The organism is Streptococcus oralis subsp. tigurinus (assembly GCF_002093545.1).
GTDB classification, from domain to species: Bacteria; Bacillota; Bacilli; order Lactobacillales; family Streptococcaceae; genus Streptococcus; species Streptococcus oralis_C.
Window position 1 is genome coordinate 157913 of sequence record NZ_LNVF01000001.1, and the last position, 21459, is coordinate 179371.

Here is a 21459-nt window from a genome sequence, read left to right on the forward strand (position 1 = left end):
TCGGGACAAGAATTCCGACCTTTTTTGTATCTCTTTGTCAACCACTTTTTTCCACCCTCAGACCGAGGTGACTTTTTTGAATTGTGATAAAATAGAAAAGAGAGGATGCCTATGAAAAAATTTCAAATCTTTTTATTTATTGAAGCCTGTCTATTGACGGGAGCTCTGATTTTGATGGTATCAGAGCATTTTTCGCGTTTTCTGCTGATTCTATTCCTCTTTTTGCTCTTGCTCCGCTATTATACAGGTAAAGAGGGCAACAACGTTTTCCTCCTTGTGGCGACCATTCTTTTCTTTTTCATCGTCATGCTCAATCCCTTTGTGATATTAGCTATCTTTGTAGCAGTTATCTATAGTCTCTTTCTTCTCTATCCGATGATGAATCAAGAAAGAGAGGAGACGGACTTGGTCTTTGAAGAGGTGGTAACGGTTAAAAATGAACACAATCCTTGGTTTTGCAATCTCCATCATTTCTCTAGTCACCAGATCTGCCAATTTGACGATATCAACCTCTTTCGCCTCATGGGCAAGGACACCATTCATCTAGAAAGAGTTATCCTAACCAATCATGACAATGTCATTATCCTTAGAAAGATGGTGGGAACGACTAGGATTATCGTACCTGTAGATGTGGAAATCAGCCTCAGTGTCAACTGCCTCTATGGAGATCTAACTTTCCTCAATCAACCCAAGCGAGCCCTTCGCAATGAACACTATCATCAGGAAACCAGAGACTATCTCAAGAGTAACAAGAGCGTCAAGATTTTCCTAACTACTATGGTTGGCGATGTGGAGGTGGTCAGAGGATGAAAAAGCAATCGTATCTGTTAATCGGTCTGACTTCTTTCCTCTTTATCCTCTTTTTGACTAATAGTCTACTTGATATTTTTGAACTGGATTGGTCCTATTTGATACAAGATATTGAGAAAACAGAAAAGTTAATCTTCTTAGTCTTGGTCTTTAGCCTTTCCATGACCTTCTTTTTTGTCCTCTTTTGGCGCGTGATAGAAGAAATTTCACGCAGAAAAATGCAGATTAATCTCAAGCGACTGCTAGCAGGAAAAGAGGTGGTTGCCTTTGCAGATCCAGACTTGGATGCCAGTTTTAAGTCCTTGTCTGGCAAGCTCAACCTCTTGACAGAAGCTGTTCAAAAGGCTGAAAATCAAAGTCTAGTTAAGGAAGAAGCAATCATCGAAAAAGAACGGAAGCGGATAGCACGTGACTTACATGATACAGTTAGTCAGGAGTTGTTTGCGGCCCATATGATTTTATCAGGTGTCAGCCAGCAGGTTTTGAGGCTTGATAGAGAAAAGATGCAGATCCAGTTGCAAAGTGTCGCAGCCATCCTTGAAACGGCCCAGAAAGATTTGCGGGTCTTGCTCCTACATTTGCGACCTGTTGAGTTGGAAGAGAAGAGTTTGGTTGAGGGGATTCAAATCCTCTTAAAAGAGCTTGAGGACAAGAGTGATCTCAAGGTTAGTCTCAAGCAGAATGTGTCTAAATTGCCTAAAAAGATTGAAGAACATATCTTCCGTATTCTTCAGGAGTTGATCAGCAATACCCTCCGCCATGCCCAGGCATCTTGCCTAGATGTCTACCTCTATCAGACAGATGTTGAATTGCAGCTAAAGGTAGTGGACAATGGGATTGGTTTCCAGTTAGGGAGCTTAGACGACTTGAGTTATGGACTGAGAAATATTAAGGAGCGGGTCGAAGATATGGCAGGTACTGTTCAACTCTTGACAGCACCTAAGCAAGGACTAGCGGTTGATATCCGTATTCCCTTGCTAGATAAGGAATTATAAAGGAGTAGAGATGAAAATTTTACTGGTAGATGACCATGAAATGGTCCGATTGGGCTTGAAAAGCTACTTTGACCTCCAAGACGATGTAGAAGTTGTGGGCGAGGCGGCCAATGGGGCTCAAGGTATTGAGTTGGCCTTGGAACTGCGCCCAGATGTCATTGTCATGGATATTGTCATGCCTGAGATGAATGGGATTGATGCTACCTTAGCCATCCTCAAAGAATGGCCTGAAGCCAAGATTTTGATTGTGACCTCTTACTTGGACAATGAAAAAATCATGCCGGTATTGAACGCTGGTGCCAAAGGCTATATGCTCAAGACTTCTAGTGCAGACGAGCTGCTCCACGCTGTCCGTAAGGTCGCAGCTGGTGAACTTGCCATTGAACAAGAGGTCAGCAAGAAAGTCGAATACCACCGCAATCATATCGAGCTTCATGAGGACTTGACTGCGCGTGAACGAGATGTGCTTCAACTCATTGCCAAGGGCTACGAAAATCAACGGATCGCAGATGAACTCTTCATCTCTCTCAAGACGGTCAAGACCCACGTGTCCAACATCCTTGCCAAGCTTGAGGTTAGCGATCGCACCCAGGCAGCGGTCTATGCCTTTCAGCACCACTTGGTCGGGCAGGAGGACCTTTAGATGAGTCTTGCAGATTTACTTGAGGAGCTAGAAGCAGCAAAAGACCCTGAGAAAGCGGGACCTATGGAAGCCTATATGCGTCATCAATTTTCCTTTCTAGGTATTGCGGCGCCAGAAAGAAATGCGCTCTATAGAAAATTCTTTCCAAGCGCGAAAAAAACAAAGATTATCGATTGGGATTTTGTAGACACTTGCTGGGAAAAGGAGCCTAGAGAATACCAATATGTGGCTGCCAACTATTTGAAAGCTATGCAGTTTTATCTAACGAAGGATGATTTGCCTAAGCTTGAGCGTCTGGTCGTGATCAAGTCTTGGTGGGACACGGTAGATATTCTAGATCGAGTAGTTGAGAGTTTGGTGGCCGACCATCCGGAACTTGAAGAAGTGCTTTTAAAATGGAGCCTATCAGACAATATCTGGCTGAGACGAGTCGCTATTGACCACCAGTTGTTAAGAAAAGAGAAAACAAATGTCCAACTGATGGAAAAGATCCTGCTCAACAATCTGGACCAGACAGAATTTTTTATCAACAAAGCCATCGGCTGGGCTCTAAGAGACTACTCTAAAACCAATCCCGAATGGGTAGCACGTTTCATTGAAAAAAATAAGAAACGAATGGCTGAACTTAGTATCAAGGAAGCGAGCAAGTACCTCTAGCATCATTGAAAAGCGCATTCATTACTTGAAAAAAGTCGCTATTATATGGTATAATGGACTGTATTAAAAATTTTAAGGAGAAATGACAGAATGTCTGTATCATTTGAAAACAAAGAAACAAACCGTGGTGTCTTGACTTTCACTATCTCTCAAGACCAAATCAAACCAGAATTGGATCGTGTATTTAACTCAGTAAAGAAAACTCTTAACGTTCCAGGTTTCCGTAAAGGTCACCTTCCACGCCCTATCTTCGACCAAAAATTTGGTGAAGAAGCTCTTTATCAAGATGCAATGAACGCACTTTTGCCAAATGCTTATGAAGCTGCGGTAAAAGAAGCTGGTCTTGAAGTAGTTGCACAACCAAAAATCGATGTGACTTCAATGGAAAAAGGTCAAGACTGGGTCATCACTGCTGAAGTTGTGACAAAACCTGAAGTAAAATTGGGCAACTACAAAAACCTTGAAGTATCAGTTGATGTAGAAAAAGAAGTAACTGACGCTGACGTTGAAGAACGTATCGAACGCGAACGCAACAACTTGGCTGAATTGGTTATCAAAGACGGCGCTGCTGAAAATGGCGACACTGTTGTCATCGACTTCGTTGGTTCTATCGATGGTGTTGAGTTCGACGGTGGAAAAGGTGAAAACTTCTCACTTGGACTTGGATCAGGTCAATTCATCCCTGGTTTTGAAGACCAATTGGTAGGGCACTCAGCTGGCGAAACTGTTGACGTTGTCGTAACATTCCCAGAAGACTACCAAGCAGAAGACCTTGCAGGTAAAGAAGCTAAATTCGTGACAACTATTCACGAAGTAAAAGCTAAAGAAGTTCCAGCTCTTGACGATGAACTTGCAAAAGATATCGACGAAGAAGTAGAAACTCTTGACGAATTGAAAGAAAAATACCGCAAAGAATTGACTGCTGCGAAAGAAGAAGCATACAAAGATGCCGTTGAAGGTGCAGCAATCGATAAAGCTGTAGAAAACGCTGAAATCGTAGAACTTCCAGAAGAAATGATCCACGAAGAAGTTCACCGTTCAGTAAATGAATTCCTTGGAAACTTGCAACGTCAAGGGATCAACCCTGACATGTACTTCCAAATCACTGGAACTACTCAAGAAGACCTTCACAAACAATACGAGGGAGAAGCTGAGTCACGTACTAAGACTAACCTTGTTATCGAAGCAGTTGCCAAAGCTGAAGGATTTGACGCTTCAGAAGAAGAAATCCAAAAAGAAATCGAGCAATTGGCTGCAGATTACAACATGGAAGTGGCCCAAGTTCAAAACTTGCTTTCAGCTGACATGTTGAAACACGATATCGCAATCAAAAAAGCTGTTGAATTGATCACAAATACAGCAACAGTAAAATAATCTTGAAAGAGAAAAAGCCCACCTGATTAGGTGGGCTTTCTTATGATCTATTTTCCAAAAATCTCTTTGAGGTCTGCATCTGTAATCCCGATCATTGCTGGGATGCTAGACCAGTTTTCCTCAGTGAGGATGTAGAAGTGTTCAGAGTCACTTGCTGTGGCAGTTTCAGAGAAGGCTTGTTTACTTTCTTCAATATTATTTTCAATTAAATCACTGAAGCGTTCAATCAGATAGGTCTTGCGAGCAGTCCCGATATGCTTGACTGCATAGTCAAAGGCCTGTAACTCGCCAAGAAGGATGAGCTTGCTCTTGGCCCGTGTGATAGCTGTGTAGATGAGATTGCGTTCCAGCATGCGCTTGCTAGCACTAGTAATGGGCAGGATGACAACAGGAAACTCACTTCCCTGAGACTTATGGATACTCATAGCATAGGCTAGTCGAATCTTGTACCATTCGTTACGTGGGTAAACGACTTCATTGCCATCAAAATCAATGACAATCTCGTCTTGTTTGGACTCGGTGTATTTTCCAGGAATCAGGTCTGTGATGTAACCTAGATCTCCGTTAAAGACATTGACTTCGGCGTCGTTGACTAGGTGAATGACCTTGTCCCCTGTTCGATAGTGACACTGAGTTGCTTCAAAGCTCACTTGTCCTTTTTGAAGAGGATTGAGCAGGTCTTGCATAAGTTGGTTGATGGCGTCAATACCAGCAGTTCCTCGATACATAGGAGCTAGCACCTGAATATCACGAGCCGGAATGCCACTTCTGAGGGCAGCACCAAGAATTTTCTCAATCGTAGCTGGGATATGGCCACTAGCGATTTCAAAGTAGGAACGGTCAGCTTTTTTCTGGGTAAAGTCAGCTGGCAAGATGCCTTGTCGAATTTGACTCGCCAAGGTAACGATAGTTGATTCTTCGCTCTGACGGTAAATCCGTTCCAAGCGAGTCTGCGGAATCAGTTGAATCTGGAGTAGGTCAGCTAAGACTTGTCCAGGACTGACAGAAGGTAACTGGTCGCTATCACCCACGATGAGAATTTTACTATTTGAGGAGATATTGGAGAAGAGTTGGTTAGCTAGCCAAGTGTCCACCATAGAAAACTCATCCACGATGATGAAGTCGGCATCCAGATAATCTTCCAGATGGCTGGTATCATCATCTCCCGTCATTCCCAAATGGCGGTGTATGGTAGCACTTGGCAATCCTGTCAATTCATTCATGCGCCGAGCGGCTCGACCAGTTGGGGCAGCGAGAAGAATAGGTAAGTTGCTCTTTTTCTTGAGATTGAGTCCTTCAAGCAGGGCATAGACAGCGATAATCCCATTGATAACAGTGGTTTTACCTGTACCAGGTCCACCTGTCAGGATAAAGACCTTGTTCTGGATGGCGTCACAGATAGCTTGCTTTTGGATACTATCGTATTGGATACCCAGTTCTTCCTCAACACTAGCGATATGCTTTTGAATGGCTTCCAAATCATGACTCTTTTGCTTTCCTTTTTCGAGGATACGAACCAAGTTATTGCGGATGCCTTCTTCGGCGAAAAAGAGGCTGTTATCAAAGATTTTGGTATCTACCTGTTGGATTTTATCTTCTTCGATCAAATGAGCTAATTCCTGAGCTACTTGGCTGGGATCGAGTTCCACGGGACGGGAAGACTCGAGGAGGGTAAGTGTCTGTTCCAGCAAATCTCGAGCCTCCATATAGGTATCGCCCGTATCCATACAACCTTGAAAGAGACTGTGGACAAGGCCAGCACGGAAGCGTTCAGGAGCTTGACTTTCGATGCCTAGTTCGGTAGCTAATTGGTCGGCGATGGTAAAACCCAAGCCTTTGATATCCTCGACCAGCTGGTAGGGATATTTTTCAACCACATCAAGAGTTTCCTCCTTGTAAAAGTCTTGAATCTGAAAGGCTAGTTTATTGGGAATGCCGTAGTTGGCAAGTTTAGCCAAGACCATTTCTGTCCCATAGTTGAGACGGAGGGTGGAGACAAAAGCCTCACGGTTTTTGGTAGAGAGTCCAGCAATGCTTTCCAGCTTTTCAGGATGCTCCAGAATTTCGTCTATGGTATTGTCACCATAGCTATCCACGATTTTTTTGGCCGTTTTGAGACCAATCCCCTTGAAATGGCTACTGGAAAAGTACTTGACCAGCCCATTTTTGGTTGGTTTTGCCCGCTCATAACGGCTGATCTGAAGCTGTTCCCCATACTTGGAGTGCTGAACAATTTGCCCCCAAAAAGTGTAGTCTTCCCCTTCAATCACGTCCGCCATGGTTCCTGTAACGATGATTTCAAAATCGTCAAAGTCCTCCACATCGGTATCTTCGATATCTAAGAGGAGGATGCGATAAAAATTACTGGGATTTTCAAAAATAATGCGTTCAATGGTGCCTGAAAAATAAACTTCCATAGGTTTCCTTTACATGAGTTCGTGAGAATTGGTCTCTTGGCCACTTTGAAAAGCTAGATGACGAAAAGGCCTTCTTCTCGCAATAGAAAAAGAGACTGAGACTTAGCATTCTCGGCCTCTTCCTTATCTTAAAAAGTTCCGATACGGTTAAGTGGCCAGAAACGGAATTTTGCTTCGCCTTTGATATCGCTGGCCTTGAAGGTGCCGACATGGCGGCTGTCGCTAGAGACTAGACGATCGTCACCAAGGAGAAGGTACTCGCCTTGAGGGACAGTAAAGCTGAAGCTAGTGTTGGAATTAACATCGACCGTAAAGGCTTGTGCTTTTTGAGCAAGTTCTCTAAAGTAAACTCCCTTATTGCCTTCAAATCCTTTGCCAGTATAGGTATTTTGCAACTTTTCTGTTTTGAACAAGTTGAGGTATTCAGCTAGGTAAGGTTCATCCGTTTCTTCACCGTTGATAAAAAGTTTATCATTTTCGTAGCGGATGGTATCTCCAGGCATACCGATAACCCTTTTGACAATGTCTTTATTTCCTTCTTCCTCATGCGCAACCACGATGTCGAAGCGGTCAATTGGGAGGTGTTTGACGACGAAGAGAACCTCTCCGTCAGCTAGGGTAGGGTCCATCGAGTGTCCTTCCACGCGGACATTGCTCCAAAGAAAGATACGGCTAAGACCTACCAGTGCGATAATCAGGAAGAAAACTCCCCATTCTTTTAGAAATGTTTTAAACGAATTCATAACTCACCTTTCTAGAAGTGCTTTGGCTTTTTCAGTGTTTTTAAAATGCAGTTTGGCGCAGAAATGAAGTCCCTTCATACCATAGGCTTGCAGGATTTTGCTAGCAACCTTATCAGATGCAGTTCCAGCGCCACTTGGCAGTTGATAGCCTAGTTCTCGTCCAAGATTTTCCAAGTTTTCGAGGAAGAGATCCCGCGCGATGATAGAGCTAACTGCAACAGCCAGGTATTTGCCCTCAGCTTTTTCTTCCAAAGTGATCTTGTTTGGAAAATGATTGGCTTCTTGCGCCAAGTACTTGTCATAGTTTTTAGCACTTGTAAAAGCATCAATGACGATTTTTTCTGGCTGGACTCCTTTTTGAAGCAGGAGAAAAATAGCCTGATTGTGAAGGGCAACTTTTACAGAAACAGCATTGTAACGCTCTCCGATAACTTCGTTGTACTTGCTCGGTGAAAGGAGAAGCGCTTGGTGCTGGATTTTTTCCTTGAGAATAGGGGCAATTTGACGAATCTTTTGATCTGTCAGAGTCTTAGAATCCCCCACACCGAGTTTTCGTAAGAAGTCGTGCTGATCAGGTGTCACGAAGGAAGCCACGACAGCCAGACCACCAAAGTAGGAACCATTTCCCACCTCATCAGTCCCAATCATAGGAAAATCTTGTCCACTGTTTTCTTGTTGAACCTCATAGCCAAAGAAACTGGCGTACTGCTCAGCAGCTTCGCCCTGCAGGAGGACTTTTCCAGAAGTATAGATGGAAACCGTTGCCTGAGGCAGTCGCAAAAAATAGCGAATATAAGGATTTTTACTAGGACTGAGAGCCTTCTGATACTGACTTAAAAAGCTCTGAATTTCCTGTTCACTTGGTGTGAGTGTGATACTTGCCATAGTCTCTATTGTACCACAAAAGCAGGAGAATTGGTAAAAACTGACAAAGTTAGCAAAATTTGGTATAATATCGTGAGGTGAATTTTATGGCAAATCTAAATCGATATAAGTTTACATTCGGAAAAAAGACATTAACCTTAACAACCGAGCATGACAACCTCTTTATGGAGGAAATTGCCAAGGTTGCGACTGAAAAATACCAAGCAATTAAAGAACAAATGCCTGGAGCAGATGATGAAACCATTGCGCTTCTTTTAGCGGTCAATTGTCTGTCTACACAGCTCAATCGTGAGATTGAATTTGATGACAAGGAGCAAGAGTTGTTAGAACTCCGCCACAAGTTGATTGCTGTTAAACAAGAACAGAGCAAGATTGAGGATTCCCTATGATTTCAATCCTACTCTTACTGGTTCTGGCTTGGGGTTTTTACATTGGCTACCGTAGAGGCTTGGTTCTGCAAGTTTATTATTTCCTCCTTGCAGTGATTTCAGCCTTTGTTGCGGGACAGTTTTATAAATCGCTGGGAGAACACTTCCACTTGCTTGTCCCTTATGCCAATCCTCAGGAAGGACAGGGAACTTTTTTCTTCCCTTCAGACCAGCTTTTTCAGCTAGACAAGGTCTTTTATGCGGGTCTAGCCTACCTTTTAGTTTTCGGAATTTGTTACAGTATCGGACGTTTTATCGGTTTGTTCCTACACTTGATTCCAACTAAAAAGCTCAATGTCAAATGGTTGCGTATCGGATCAGGCCTTTTATCTCTATTGGTAACCTTATTTGTCTTGCAAATGGCTCTGACCATCCTTGCAACAGTGCCTCTGGCAGTCATTCAAAATTCACTCGAAAAAAGTACAGTAGCCAAACACATCATCCAAAGTGTCCCTTTTACGACAAACTTTATCAAACAACTCTGGGTGACAAATTTAATCGGATAAAAAGGGCGGGATTTTTCCTAGCCCTTTGTTTACAGATTGGACGACTAGGGTTAGGTAAAGTCCAAAAATCTCTAGGCGCTACGATCTTGTAAACAAGCATACAAGGAAAGAATATGAATACAAAAATACTAGAAACCTTAGAATTCAATAAAATCAAGGCCTTGTTTGAACCGCATCTCCTGACAGAACAAGGCCTAGAGGAGCTAAAAGGCTTGGCTCCAACTGCAAAGGCGGATAAGATTAAACAAGCCTTTACAGAGATGGAGGAAATGCAAGCCCTTTTTGTGGAGCAACCCCACTTTACCATCCTAGCGACGCGTGAGATATCAGCTGTTTGCAAGCGTCTGGAGATGGGGGCGGATCTCAATATTGAGGAGTTCCTGCTCCTCAAACGGATCTTGCTTGCTAGCAGAGAGTTACAAGGTTTTTATGCCAATCTTGAAAATGTACGTTTGGAGCAGTTGGCGAGATGGTTTGAAAAACTACATGATTTTCCACACTTGCAAGGGAGTCTTCAAGCCCTAAATGATGCAGGATTTATTGAAAATTTCGCCAGTGAAGAGCTAGCACGCATACGTCGGAAAATCCATGATAGCGAGAGTCAAGTTCGAGATGTCTTGCAAGACTTGCTCAAGCAAAAAGCGCAGATGTTGACAGAAAGCATAATCGCTAGCAGAAATGGCCGTCAAGTCTTACCTGTCAAAAACACCTATCGCAATAAGATTGCAGGTGTTGTCCATGACATCTCTGCCAGTGGAAACACGGTCTACATCGAGCCGCGTGAGGTCGTGAAACTGAGCGAAGAAATCGCGAGCCTGCGAGCTGATGAGCGCTATGAGATGATTCGTATCCTTCAGGAGCTCTCGGAACGGGTCCGTCCTCATGCTGCTGAGATTGCTAATGACGCTTGGATTATCGGCCATCTGGATCTGATTCGTGCTAAGGTGCGTTTCATCCAAGAAAGACAAGCAGTTGTTCCTCAACTTTCAGAGAACCAAGAGATTCAACTCCTTCATGTTCGCCATCCTTTGGTCAAAAATGCTGTCGCAAACGATGTACACTTTGGTAAGGAATTAACGGCCATTGTCATTACAGGTCCCAATACTGGTGGGAAGACCATCATGCTCAAAACCTTGGGTTTGACGCAACTTATGGCCCAGTCAGGCTTGCCCATTTTAGCTGATAAGGGGAGCCGTGTCGGTATTTTCGAAGAAATCTTCGCAGATATCGGAGATGAGCAGTCTATCGAACAAAGCTTGTCTACCTTCTCGAGCCACATGACCAATATCGTAGATATTCTTGGCAAGGTCAACCAACATTCACTCTTACTCTTGGATGAGTTGGGGGCTGGTACAGATCCTCAAGAGGGAGCTGCCCTTGCTATGGCTATTTTAGAGGATCTTCGCCTGCGTCAGGTCAAAACTATGGCGACGACCCACTATCCAGAACTCAAGGCCTACGGTATTGAGACAGCCTTTGTGCAAAATGCCAGCATGGAGTTTGATACAGACAGTCTGCGTCCGACCTATCGCTTTATGCAGGGAGTTCCTGGCCGAAGCAATGCCTTTGAAATTGCCAAACGTCTAGGCTTGTCAGATGTCATCGTTGGGGATGCCAGCCAGCAGGTCAACCAAGATAATGACGTCAACCGCATTATTGAGCAATTGGAAGAGCAAACGCTTGAAAGTCGCAAACGCTTGGACAATATCCGTGAGGTGGAGCAAGAAAACCTCAAGATGAATCGAGCACTCAAAAAACTTTACAACGAACTCAATCGGGAAAAGGAAACGGAGCTCAACAAGGCGCGTGAACAAGCTGCTGAAATTGTGGAACTAGCGCTAAGTGAGAGTGACCAGATTCTTAAGAACCTCCACAGTAAGTCTCAACTCAAACCCCACGAAATCATTGAAGCCAAGGCTGAGTTGAAAAAACTGGCTCCTGAAAAAGTCGACTTGTCTAAAAACAAGGTCCTTCAAAAAGCCAAGAAAAAACGAGCTCCAAAGGTGGGAGATGACATCGTGGTTCTAAGTTATGGCCAACGCGGAACATTGACGAATCAGCTCAAGGATGGCCGTTGGGAAGCCCAAGTTGGTTTGATCAAGATGACCTTGGAAGAGAGAGAATTTGACCTTGTTCAGGCTCAGCAAGAAGCCTCAGTCAAGAAAAAACAAGTCAATGTCGTCAAACGTGCTTCTGGTCGTGGTCCGCAAGCGAGACTGGATCTCCGAGGCAAACGGTACGAAGAGGCCATGAATGAGCTGGACGCCTTTATTGACCAAGCCCTGCTCAATAACATGGCGCAAGTCGACATCATCCATGGTATCGGAACAGGTGTCATTCGTGAGGGCGTCACTAAATACCTACAAAGAAACAAGCATGTCAAGAGTTTCGGCTATGCTCCACAAAATGCTGGAGGCAGTGGCGCTACCATTGTGACCTTTAAAGGATAGAGAGAAGAAGGATTCGCTCTTTCTGAAAAAAGAAATGAAAAGTCAAAAATTTTCATAGAAAATATTGACAAAGGCTAACTTTTCTTGTAGAATAATAAAAAATTAAATACCAACACCGAATGAAGTTTAATAGAAGTGGAGAAAGGTTTGTTTTCCATGACTGTAAATGGACGGAACTCTGGAGAGACCGTGAAGGCACCGAAGGGGCAAGGCAGGCAACTGCTCAAACTCTCAGGTAAAAGGACAGAGCTAGGATAGACCACTTTTTGGCATTTATCTAAGCATTCCAGAGTACATGTATCTTGCATGTGCTCTTTCTTTTGGGGTTGAAAGATAGGAGTAGGACATGTTAGAATTGCTAAAAGCGCTTGATGCTTTCGTTTGGGGACCTCCCCTCTTACTGTTATTGGTCGGAACGGGAATCTACTTGACCATCCGACTAGGACTTTTACAGTTAGCTTGTCTCCCCAAGGCCTTTCAGTTGATCTTTACCAAGGACAAGGGACATGGCGATGTGTCGAGCTTTGCAGCTCTTTGTACAGCTCTAGCTGCCACCGTTGGTACGGGAAATATCATAGGAGTCGCGACGGCCATTAAGGTTGGGGGACCAGGGGCGCTCTTTTGGATGTGGATGGCAGCCTTTTTTGGGATGGCGACCAAGTATGCCGAAGGCTTGCTGGCTATCAAATACCGTAGCAAGGATGCAAACGGCGCTGTAGCTGGAGGGCCCATGCACTACATCCTTTTGGGGATGGGAGAAAAGTGGCGCCCCCTTGCTATCTTCTTTGCCCTAGCGGGTGTATTGGTTGCCCTTCTGGGGATTGGTACCTTTACCCAAGTCAATTCAATTACAGAATCCATTCAAAATACGGCTCAAGTGGAACCAGCTATCACGACTCTGATTTTATCCATTTTTGTAGGGATTGCAGTCTTTGGTGGCCTCAAATCCATATCAAAAGTTTCGACAGCAGTTGTTCCATTTATGGCTATTGTCTATATTTTGGGAACTCTTACAGTTATTCTCTTTAATATCGAGAAAATCCCAGCCACGCTTGCCCTCATCTTTACTTCAGCCTTTAGTCCAGCTGCTGCGGTAGGTGGTTTTGCAGGTGCCAGCATTCGGATGGCTATCCAAAATGGTGTGGCGCGAGGAGTCTTCTCTAACGAATCTGGTCTTGGTTCTGCTCCCATTGCGGCGGCTGCAGCTAAGACAAATGAGCCTGTCGAGCAAGGCTTGATTTCCATGACAGGAACCTTTATTGATACTTTGATTATCTGTACTTTGACTGGTTTAACAATCTTGGTAACTGGGGTTTGGAGTGGTGAATTGAATGGAGTTGCCTTGACCCAGTCAGCATTTTCTATGGTCTTTTCAGATTTTGGCTCAATTGTCCTAACAATCTTCTTGGTACTCTTTGCCTTTACGACAATCCTAGGTTGGAACTACTACGGAGAGCGCTGTTTTGAGTTTCTCTTTGGTGTTCGTTTTATCTGGCTTTACCGTGTAGTCTTTGTAGTCATGGTCTTGTTGGGAGGTTTTATCGAGTTGGATATGGTCTGGATTATTGCAGATATCGTCAATGCCTTGATGGCTCTACCAAACTTGATTGCCCTTTTGGTCTTGTCCCCAGTAGTTGTTGCTGAGACCAAAAAGTATTTTAAGCACTAACCCAATCACACTTTTAGTGTGATTTTTTTCATTTCATAGACATTTCCTATCAAGGCGATTGAAAATATATATTATCCAAGGGGGAAATTCTATGATAGACTAAATGACAATAAAATGAAAAGAGGTTTCTTATGACAACATTTACCATCCACACAGTAGAATCAGCACCAGCAGAAGTGAAAGAAGTCCTTGAAACAGTACAAAAAGACAACAATGGCTATATTCCCAATCTGATTGGTCTCTTGGCCAATGCTCCTACTGCTCTTGAAGCCTACCGAACTGTCGGAGCCATCAACCGTCGCAATAGCCTGACACCAGTGGAACGCGAAGTAGTGCAAATCACAGCTGCCGTAACCAATGGTTGTGCTTTCTGCGTCGCAGGTCATACTGCCTTTTCGATCAAACAAATCCAGATGAATGATGATCTTCTCCAAGCCCTCCGCAACCGTACTCCAATCGAGACAGATCTAAAACTAGATACTCTAGCTAAGTTTACCTTGGCGGTTATCAATACCAAAGGGCGTGTGGGAGATGAAGCCTTGACTGAATTTTTGGAAGCTGGCTACACGCAACAAAATGCCTTGGATGTGGTTCTCGGTGTTAGTCTTGCTAGCCTCTGCAACTATGCCAACAACCTAGCCAATACGCCTATTAACCCAGAATTGCAACCGTATGCTTAATTCATATCTGAGAAAAAATGAAGTCTGAAATAATCGAACTTCATTTTTTAAGTCCTTATTTAAGCGCCTTTATGCTATACTAATAATAACATGATTATTGGAGGCTCGGATGAAAAAGCTCCCCTTGGTATTCTCTGGCTGTTTATTAGGCTTAGCAGGTGCAGGAAATCTGATTGCAGATACTTGGCCTGTTCTGTCGCATTTATTGAGTCTGATTGGTCTAGTGTTGTGGAATTTCTTTCTGATTTTTCATCTGCTTAATTGGAAAGAAACCAAACAAGAATTGACCAAGCCCCCTCTTTTATCTGGGATGGCTACTTTTCCTATGGCTGGGATGATTTTATCGACCTATGTCTTTCGTGTATTCCCTGCTTTTCCTATAGTAGCACAAGGAATCTGGTGGTTTTCCTTTCTCTTGGATTTGGCTTTGATTGCTACTTTTACCATCAAATTTGCCTGCCCAGGTCGGAAGACTAATGCGACTCCTAGCTGGACGGTGCTCTATGTGGGGATAGCAGTAGCAGCCTTGACCTATCCTCTGGTAGGTATCATTGAAATTGCCTATGCGACCTTGAGTTTTGGTTTTGTCTTGACCTTCTATCTCTATCCGCTTATTTATAGGGATTTAAAGAAAACTCCACTCCCAGCGGCCTTGCTTGGACAGGAAGGAATCTACTGTGCTCCCTTTTCTCTACTTCTGGCATCCCTAGTTCGAGTTGGAGGAGCAGGTTTACCGACTTGGCTCTTGATCGTCATGATTTTGGCATCTCAGTCCTTCTTTTTCTTTGTTTTAACTCGCTTGCCTAATATTTTAAAACAAGGCTTTCAACCAGCCTTCTCAGCCCTCACTTTTCCAACAATTATCACAGCTACTTCGCTCAAGATGGCTCAGGGAATTTTGAAACTTCCATTTCTGGATTATCTGGTGTTGTCTGAAACTGTTCTATGCCTAACTATTTTATTCTTTGTATTGGGTGCTTATCTGATTTGGTTACGAAAAAAGGTCTAGCTAGAAATAGCTAGGCCTTATTGTTATGGTTTGATAACTTCAGCTCCACCCATATATGGACGAAGAACTTCTGGAATGGTCACAGAACCATCTGCGTTTTGGTAGTTTTCAAGAATTGCAGCCACTGTACGTCCAACTGCAAGTCCAGAACCGTTCAAAGTGTGAAGGAGTTTTACCTTGCCATCGGCTTCATCTCGGTAACGGATTTGAGCACGACGGGCTTGGAAATCTTCTGTATTTGAACAGCTTGAGATTTCACGGTAGGTATTTTGGGCTGGAATCCAAACTTCCAAGTCGTAAGTTTTGGCAGCTGAGAAGCCCATGTCCCCAGTAGAGAGGGCAACGACACGGTATGGAAGGTTGAGTTTTTGAAGGATGTTTTCAGCGTTGGCTGTCATTTTTTCTAATTCTTCATAAGATTCTTCTGGTTTGGCAAATTTGACCATTTCAACCTTGTGGAATTGGTGCAGACGAATCAAACCACGAGTATCACGACCAGCAGAACCAGCCTCAGAACGGAATGATGGGCTCATAGCAGTGAAGTAGATTGGTAGGTCTTTTCCGTCAAGGATTTCATCGCGATAGTAGTTTGTCAAAGGCACTTCGGCGGTAGGAATAAGGACATAATTAGTGTCTTTCAATTCAAAAGTGTCTTCCTTGAATTTTGGATATTGACCAGTACCAAACATAGAATCATGGTTAACCATGTATGGTGTGATGACTTCAGTATAGCCCTCTTTTCCATGTTCATCCAACATAAAGTTGTAGATAGCACGTTCCAAACGAGCACCAAGCCCTTTATAGAAGAGGAAGCGAGCACCAGTAACTTTTGCTCCACGTTCCCAGTCAAGGATACCCAAGTCTTCACCAAGATCCCAGTGAGCTTTTGGTTCAAAGTCAAACTCGCGTGGAGTCCCCCAACGGCGAACTTCCACATTGTCATCTTCATCAGCCCCAACAGGAACGCTGTCAGCTGGGATGTTTGGAAGAGTAGTGGTAAATTCTGTCAATTTAGCATCAATGTCCGCCAATTCAGCATCCAAGGCTTTGACTTCAGCAGATAGGGTTTGCATTGCTGCAATCTTGTCATCGGCATTTTCCTTGTTTCGCTTGGCTTGGGCAATCTCTGCAGAAACAGTGTTACGTTCTGCTTTTAAAGTTTCAACCTTGACCAAGATGTCACGACGTTTAGTATCGATTTCTTTCATCTCATTCAAGATAGCAGCATCTACACCACGTGTAGCCAATTTTTCTGCGACAACATCAAAATCTGTGCGAATACGTTTAATATCTAACATAAGAACTCCTTTATGAAAAAAACACACCTGACAAAGCGTTGGAGTGGCAGGGCCACGGTTCCATCCAACTTCACAGGTGTGCACTTGATTGTGTATGTAATTGTTACTAACGGTAGAATTTCACCTACCCCTCCTATCTGCTCGCAGCACCCGCAGACTTTCTGAAAGAAGGAGATAACCTACTTATCCGTTGCTATGATTATACTAAAGTTTCTACTTTTTTGCAAATAGATTTTTGAATTTTTGACCAATGGTTTGGAGTAAAGTAGGAAGTTTCACAACCTTGTCATTGCCAAGTTTTTGCCGAGCGATTTTGAGAATAGCTCCAGAGTCTTTGGAAGCAAAGAGGAATTTTCCTTGATCAGTGAAGACTTCAAAGTGGCGACTGATTTTGCGACCAGTTACGTTGGCTCCGATTTGATTGACGCTAGACCAGGGGATTTGGATATATTGTTCGACATTGACATCAGGATAAAACTCTAAGGCTTGATCCCCAACTAGAAATTTTCCGACTTTTCCAGAGATGGAGAGATAGGATGTTCCAGTGGTTTGTAGGTCAATGACTTTATTGAGTGATTGGGCCATGATTAATCTTCCTTATTTTCATCGAAAAAGGCATGATAGAGAGCCTTGATAGCTGCCTTTTCTTGCTCTTTATTGACAACAAACATGATGGAAACTTCACTTGAGCCTTGGGACATCATCTGGATGTTGATCTTGTTTTCAGACAGAGCACGTGTTGCAGTAGCTGTTACACCAATGTGGCTCTTCATCTTTTCTCCGACAATCATAATGATTGAAAGGTCGTGTTCGATTTCAGCATGGTCCACTTCGGCTTTTTGAACTAACTGACGCAGAATTTCTTCCTCCTTGATAGGAGTCAATTCACGGGAACGAAGGATGATTGAAAGATCGTCGATACCTGTTGGCATATGTTCCCAACCAATGTTAAGATCTTCAAGGATCTGAAGAATCTTACGACCAAATCCAACCTCGCGGTTCATAAGGTATTTTGACATGTTGATGCTGACGAATCCAGAATCACCAGCGATTCCAACGACTGGGAATTTATCGCTACTGTGTTTCAGAACGATACGAGTTCCTGGATGATCAGGATTGTTGGTATTCTTGATGACAAGAGGGATTTTCCCGCGGTAGGCAGGTAGAAGGGCTTCATCATGAAGAACAGAAAATCCAGCGTAAGCCAATTCACGCATTTCACGGTAGGTTAATTCAGGAATGGAGTGTGGTTGATGAATAATACCAGGGTGGGCAGCAAAGATACCGTCTACGTCTGTAAAGTTTTCATAGAGATCAGCCTTGACTCCAGCTGCGATAATGGAACCAGTAATATCTGAACCTCCACGTGAGAAGGTACAGATTTGATTTTCCTTAGTTACGCCAAAGAAACCAGGGATGACAAGGACTTCATTGCTATCAGCCAAGCCCTCAATCTTGTCATAACTAGATGGGATGATACGTGCGTTTCCTGGTTCACTTGTAACAATGATTCCAGCTTCTCTTGGATGAACATAGCGTGCGTCAATGCCGTTTTGGTTAAAGTAGGCTGCAATGAGTTTGGCATTGTTATTTTCTCCAGCCGCTAGGAAGGTATCATAGAGAAATTCATTGTCTTCTATAGGAAGAGTTACCAAGGCCCGAATGCTTTTAGAAATCTTTTCTAAAACGGCAGGTTTTAGGCCTAGTTCACTAACCATAGCGGCATAACGATCAATGATCCAGCTTTGGCTAGAGTTGATATCATTTCCCGCCACATAGTCGCGATAGTATTTAATCAAGGCATCGGTTACCTTCGTATCTTCAGCATTGCGTTTTCCGGGTGCAGAAACGACTACAAAACGGCGTTCCTTATCACTTTTAACGATGTTTAAAACTTTTTCTAACTGACCAGCAGAGGCAAGCGAACTTCCACCAAATTTTACAACCTTCATAAGGACTCCTCAAGTAAGTATTTTATACGATTATAGCAGAAAGAGGGGCATTTTTCAATGAAGAAAATAGTTCCCTATTATAATAGAAGTAAATGCTAACTTATTCTGAAAAGCGACAACAGCTTAAAAGTAAGTGTGTAAAATTTCTCTCACATTCATAATGAATGGGAAAATAATCAGCTGAGACACTTTCCTTTAGTTTTTCCTTGCCTCTTTATCTAAAAAAAGGTATACTTTGAAAATAAAATAATTTCATTGCCTTACAAAAGAAAAGGAGAAGCTATGAATCATATCTTATATCAGATCGTAGATGATCTTGCTATCATCACTTTGAATCGTCCCGAAGTGGCAAATGGTTTCCATATCCCAATGTGTGAGGAAATTTTAGAAGCTTTGACCCTAGCAGAGCAGGATCAAGCTGTGCAGTTCATCTTGATTAATGCTAATGGGAAGGTTTTTTCAGTTGGGGGAGACTTGGTTGAGATGAAACGAGCAGTAGACGAAGATGATATCCCTTCTTTGAATAAGATTGCAGAATTAGTCAATACAATTTCTTTTAAAATCAAGCAAATTCCAAAACCTGTTTTGATGGAGGTAGATGGAGCGGTTGCTGGTGCTGCAGCAAATATGGCAGTAGCAGTCGATTTTTGTTTGGCGACTGACAAGGCAAAATTTATTCAAGCCTTTGTCGGAGTTGGCTTGGCGCCAGACGCTGGTGGGATTCATCTCTTGAGTCGTAGTATCGGGGTAACACGAGCTGCACAACTTGCCATGACAGGAGAAGCCTTAACTGCGGAAAAAGCGCAAGAATGGGGCGTGGTTTACCGTGTTTGTGAAGCTGATAAATTAGAAAAAACAAGAGAACAAGTTCTGAAAAAATTAAGACGAGGTTCAGCAAACTCATACGCAGCGATTAAAAAGTTAGTTTGGGAAAGTCAATTTAAAGATTGGCAAGATTATGCCGAATTGGAATTGAAACTACAAGAATCGTTATCTTTAACTGAAGATTTTAAAGAAGGGGTTCGAGCACATTCTGAAAGAAGAAGACCAAAATTTTCAGGAAAATAAAAAAATACTTGCACAAATCTTTGAAGTTTGTTATACTTTTTCTATCAAATGTTTTGATTGTGAAAGTTTTTTGAGGAGGAGGGAAAAAGTTTGGACTACCAACAAGTAAATGATTATTTAACATCTATTTTCAATAACGTCCTTGTGATTGAGGAGGTTAGCTTACGAGGTAGTCGATTCAAAGACATCTCCATCAAAGAAATGCACACGATTGATGTGATTGGGAAGTTTCCTGAGGCGACGCCTAGTAAGGTTTCCAAAGAACTGATGGTGACCCTGGGAACAGTTACGACGAGCTTGAATAACCTAGAAAGAAAGGGTTACATTGAGCGTATTCGTTCTGACCAAGACCGTCGTGTGGTCTATCTGCATTTGACAAAGAAAGGTCGTTTGCTTCACCGCCTTCACAAACGATTCCACAAGGCTATGGTCGAAAAAATTATTGATGGCATGAGTCCCGAGGAAAAAGAAGTCATGGGCAGAGGCTTAACGAACCTTTATCAATTTTTGGAGGATTTGAAATAATGGCTTTTGCAAAGATAAGCCAGGTTGCTCATTATGTTCCAGAGCAAGTGGTCACTAATCATGACTTAGCCCAAATCATGGATACAAGCGATGAGTGGATTTCAAGTCGGACAGGAATTAAACAGAGACATATCTCAAAAACAGAGTCTACAAGTGACTTGGCGACAGAAGTTGCCAAGAGTTTGCTGGCTAAAGGGAGCTTAACAGCAGATCAGATTGATTTTATCATTGTAGCGACGATTACTCCCGACTCGATGATGCCTTCTACGGCGGCTCGGGTTCAGGCAAATATCGGAGCTCATAGAGCTTTCGCCTTTGATTTGACAGCAGCTTGCAGTGGCTTTGTATTCGCTCTCTCAACAGCTGAAAAGTTTTTAAGCTCTGGACAGTTCAAGAAAGGAATTGTTATCGGGGCTGAGACCTTATCCAAGGCAGTTGATTGGTCTGATCGTTCGACAGCTGTTCTCTTTGGAGATGGTGCTGGTGGGGTTCTCTTGGAAGCGAGTGAAACACGACACTTCCTCGTTGAAAGTCTCTATACAGATGGCTCTCGGAGCGAGTGTTTGACTTATGGTCAAACGGCTTTAACTTCGCCCTTCTCAGAACAAGAAGCAGTTCCTGCTTTTTTGAAGATGGATGGACGAGCAGTTTTCGATTTTGCAAATCGAGATGTTGCTAAATCAATCAAAGAGACCATTGAAAATGGTCCAATCGCAGCATCGGAATTGGATTATCTCTTGCTTCATCAGGCAAATATCCGTATTTTGGATAAGATGGCTAAGAAAATCGGTGTAGACCGAGACAAGCTTCCTGCCAATATGATGGAGTATGGAAATACCAGTGCTGCAAGCATCCCGATTTTGCTCTCAGAGTGTGTGGAGAATGGCATGATTCGTTTAGATAGTAGCCAGACGATTCTCCTATCAGGCTTCGGCGGAGGTTTGACATGGGGCACACTCATTCTTACAATCTAGGTAATCATGTGGTAAACACATAGTTATAAAATTTTATATTTTAAAGGAGTCCTATCATGGCAGTATTTGAAAAAGTACAAGAAATTATCGTTGAAGAACTTGGGAAAGACGCATCAGAAGTAACACTTGAATCTACTTTTGATGATTTGGATGCAGATTCATTGGACTTGTTCCAAGTAATCTCTGAAATCGAAGATGCTTTTGATATCCAAATCGAAGCAGAAGATAACTTGAAAACAGTTGGTGACTTGGTTGCCTACGTTGAAGAGCAAACAAAATAATTAACATATTACTAGAAGGAGTAGGGGAGACCCACTCCCTCTTGTTTAGGTAATAGTTTGAAATTCAAATGATAAACTTATCGAACTATTACGTA

At 43.0% G+C, this 21459-nt stretch carries 21 protein-coding genes and 1 riboswitch; of the genes, 15 read left to right on the top strand and 6 right to left on the bottom strand.

Annotation, left to right across the window (positions count from 1 at the left end; genetic code table 11):
* The first annotated feature begins 111 nt into the window (after positions 1–111).
* The 5 genes from liaF (at position 112) to tig (ending at position 4479) form a co-directional block, all read left to right on the top strand.
* Positions 112–810 (top strand): cell wall-active antibiotics response protein LiaF, encoded by a 699-nt coding sequence (gene liaF / locus ATE34_RS00715; protein ID WP_084910662.1) that lies wholly within the window; start codon positions 112–114, stop codon positions 808–810.
* Positions 807–1805 carry an envelope stress sensor histidine kinase LiaS gene (locus tag ATE34_RS00720; RefSeq protein WP_084910664.1) on the top strand — a complete coding sequence of 333 codons (999 nt, stop codon included), beginning with the start codon at positions 807–809 and terminating at the stop codon, positions 1803–1805. Before liaF ends, ATE34_RS00720 begins: the two co-directional genes overlap by 4 nt.
* Before the next feature lie 10 nt (positions 1806–1815).
* On the top strand, positions 1816–2448 hold the full coding sequence (locus ATE34_RS00725; RefSeq protein ID WP_084910666.1) for a response regulator transcription factor: 633 nt from the start codon (positions 1816–1818) through the stop codon (positions 2446–2448).
* Positions 2449–3105 carry a DNA alkylation repair protein gene (locus ATE34_RS00730; protein ID WP_084910668.1) on the top strand — a complete coding sequence of 219 codons (657 nt, stop codon included), beginning with the start codon at positions 2449–2451 and terminating at the stop codon, positions 3103–3105.
* A 90-nt stretch (positions 3106–3195) separates the two neighbouring features.
* A complete protein-coding gene (tig, locus tag ATE34_RS00735; RefSeq protein ID WP_084910670.1) occupies positions 3196–4479 on the top strand; it encodes a trigger factor in 1284 nt (427 codons plus the stop codon).
* A 47-nt stretch (positions 4480–4526) separates the two neighbouring features.
* Here the strand turns inward: tig and recD2 are convergent, their stop codons facing one another.
* From recD2 to rnhC, 3 genes are all read right to left on the bottom strand, one after another.
* Positions 4527–6896: an SF1B family DNA helicase RecD2 gene (gene recD2 / locus ATE34_RS00740; protein WP_084910672.1), complete on the bottom strand. Its 2370-nt coding sequence runs from the start codon at positions 6894–6896 to the stop codon at positions 4527–4529.
* Positions 6897–7024: 128 nt separating this feature from the next.
* Positions 7025–7639: a signal peptidase I gene (lepB, locus tag ATE34_RS00745; RefSeq protein ID WP_001083994.1), complete on the bottom strand. Its 615-nt coding sequence runs from the start codon at positions 7637–7639 to the stop codon at positions 7025–7027.
* A gap of 3 nt (positions 7640–7642) precedes the next feature.
* Complete coding sequence (gene rnhC, locus ATE34_RS00750) at positions 7643–8524, bottom strand: ribonuclease HIII (RefSeq protein WP_084910674.1); 882 nt, start codon at positions 8522–8524, stop codon at positions 7643–7645.
* Positions 8525–8610: 86 nt separating this feature from the next.
* Here rnhC and zapA point away from each other — a divergent pair, with 86 nt between their 5' ends.
* The 6 genes from zapA (at position 8611) to ATE34_RS00780 (ending at position 15266) form a co-directional block, all read left to right on the top strand.
* On the top strand, positions 8611–8913 hold the full coding sequence (gene zapA, locus ATE34_RS00755) for a cell division protein ZapA (protein WP_000002028.1): 303 nt from the start codon (positions 8611–8613) through the stop codon (positions 8911–8913).
* A complete protein-coding gene (locus tag ATE34_RS00760; protein WP_084910676.1) occupies positions 8910–9458 on the top strand; it encodes a CvpA family protein in 549 nt (182 codons plus the stop codon). The genes zapA and ATE34_RS00760 overlap by 4 nt, the downstream gene beginning before the upstream one ends.
* A 113-nt stretch (positions 9459–9571) precedes the next feature.
* Positions 9572–11908, top strand: a complete 2337-nt coding sequence (locus ATE34_RS00765; RefSeq protein WP_084910678.1) for an endonuclease MutS2 — start codon at positions 9572–9574, stop codon at positions 11906–11908.
* A gap of 168 nt (positions 11909–12076) precedes the next feature.
* A riboswitch (glycine riboswitch) is annotated at positions 12077–12165 on the top strand.
* Positions 12166–12254: 89 nt separating this feature from the next.
* Entirely contained in the window at positions 12255–13577 is a 1323-nt protein-coding gene (locus ATE34_RS00770) for an alanine/glycine:cation symporter family protein (protein WP_061597993.1), read from the top strand.
* A gap of 131 nt (positions 13578–13708) precedes the next feature.
* The gene (locus ATE34_RS00775; protein WP_061597992.1) at positions 13709–14257 is read left to right on the top strand and encodes a carboxymuconolactone decarboxylase family protein; all 549 of its coding nucleotides are present in this window, start codon (positions 13709–13711) and stop codon (positions 14255–14257) included.
* Positions 14258–14366: 109 nt separating this feature from the next.
* On the top strand, positions 14367–15266 hold the full coding sequence (locus tag ATE34_RS00780; protein WP_061597991.1) for a TDT family transporter: 900 nt from the start codon (positions 14367–14369) through the stop codon (positions 15264–15266).
* Between the two features lie 23 nt (positions 15267–15289).
* Here the strand turns inward: ATE34_RS00780 and serS are convergent, their stop codons facing one another.
* The 3 genes from serS to ATE34_RS00795 form a co-directional block, all read right to left on the bottom strand.
* Complete coding sequence (gene serS / locus ATE34_RS00785; protein WP_061597990.1) at positions 15290–16564, bottom strand: serine--tRNA ligase; 1275 nt, start codon at positions 16562–16564, stop codon at positions 15290–15292.
* Between the two features lie 213 nt (positions 16565–16777).
* Positions 16778–17149 (bottom strand): DUF956 family protein, encoded by a 372-nt coding sequence (locus ATE34_RS00790; protein ID WP_061597989.1) that lies wholly within the window; start codon positions 17147–17149, stop codon positions 16778–16780.
* A gap of 2 nt (positions 17150–17151) precedes the next feature.
* A complete protein-coding gene (locus ATE34_RS00795) occupies positions 17152–18516 on the bottom strand; it encodes an aspartate kinase (protein ID WP_061597988.1) in 1365 nt (454 codons plus the stop codon).
* 282 nt (positions 18517–18798) lie between these two features.
* On the opposite strand from ATE34_RS00795, the gene ATE34_RS00800 reads away from it, so the two are divergent.
* From ATE34_RS00800 to ATE34_RS00815, 4 genes are all read left to right on the top strand, one after another.
* On the top strand, positions 18799–19584 hold the full coding sequence (locus tag ATE34_RS00800; protein ID WP_001015589.1) for an enoyl-CoA hydratase: 786 nt from the start codon (positions 18799–18801) through the stop codon (positions 19582–19584).
* A 90-nt stretch (positions 19585–19674) separates the two neighbouring features.
* Complete coding sequence (fabT, locus tag ATE34_RS00805) at positions 19675–20109, top strand: fatty acid biosynthesis transcriptional regulator FabT (RefSeq protein WP_049484270.1); 435 nt, start codon at positions 19675–19677, stop codon at positions 20107–20109.
* Entirely contained in the window at positions 20109–21083 is a 975-nt protein-coding gene (locus ATE34_RS00810) for a beta-ketoacyl-ACP synthase III (protein ID WP_061597987.1), read from the top strand. The genes fabT and ATE34_RS00810 overlap by 1 nt, the downstream gene beginning before the upstream one ends.
* Positions 21084–21139: 56 nt before the next feature.
* A complete protein-coding gene (locus ATE34_RS00815; RefSeq protein ID WP_000257840.1) occupies positions 21140–21364 on the top strand; it encodes an acyl carrier protein in 225 nt (74 codons plus the stop codon).
* Positions 21365–21459 lie beyond the last annotated feature (95 nt).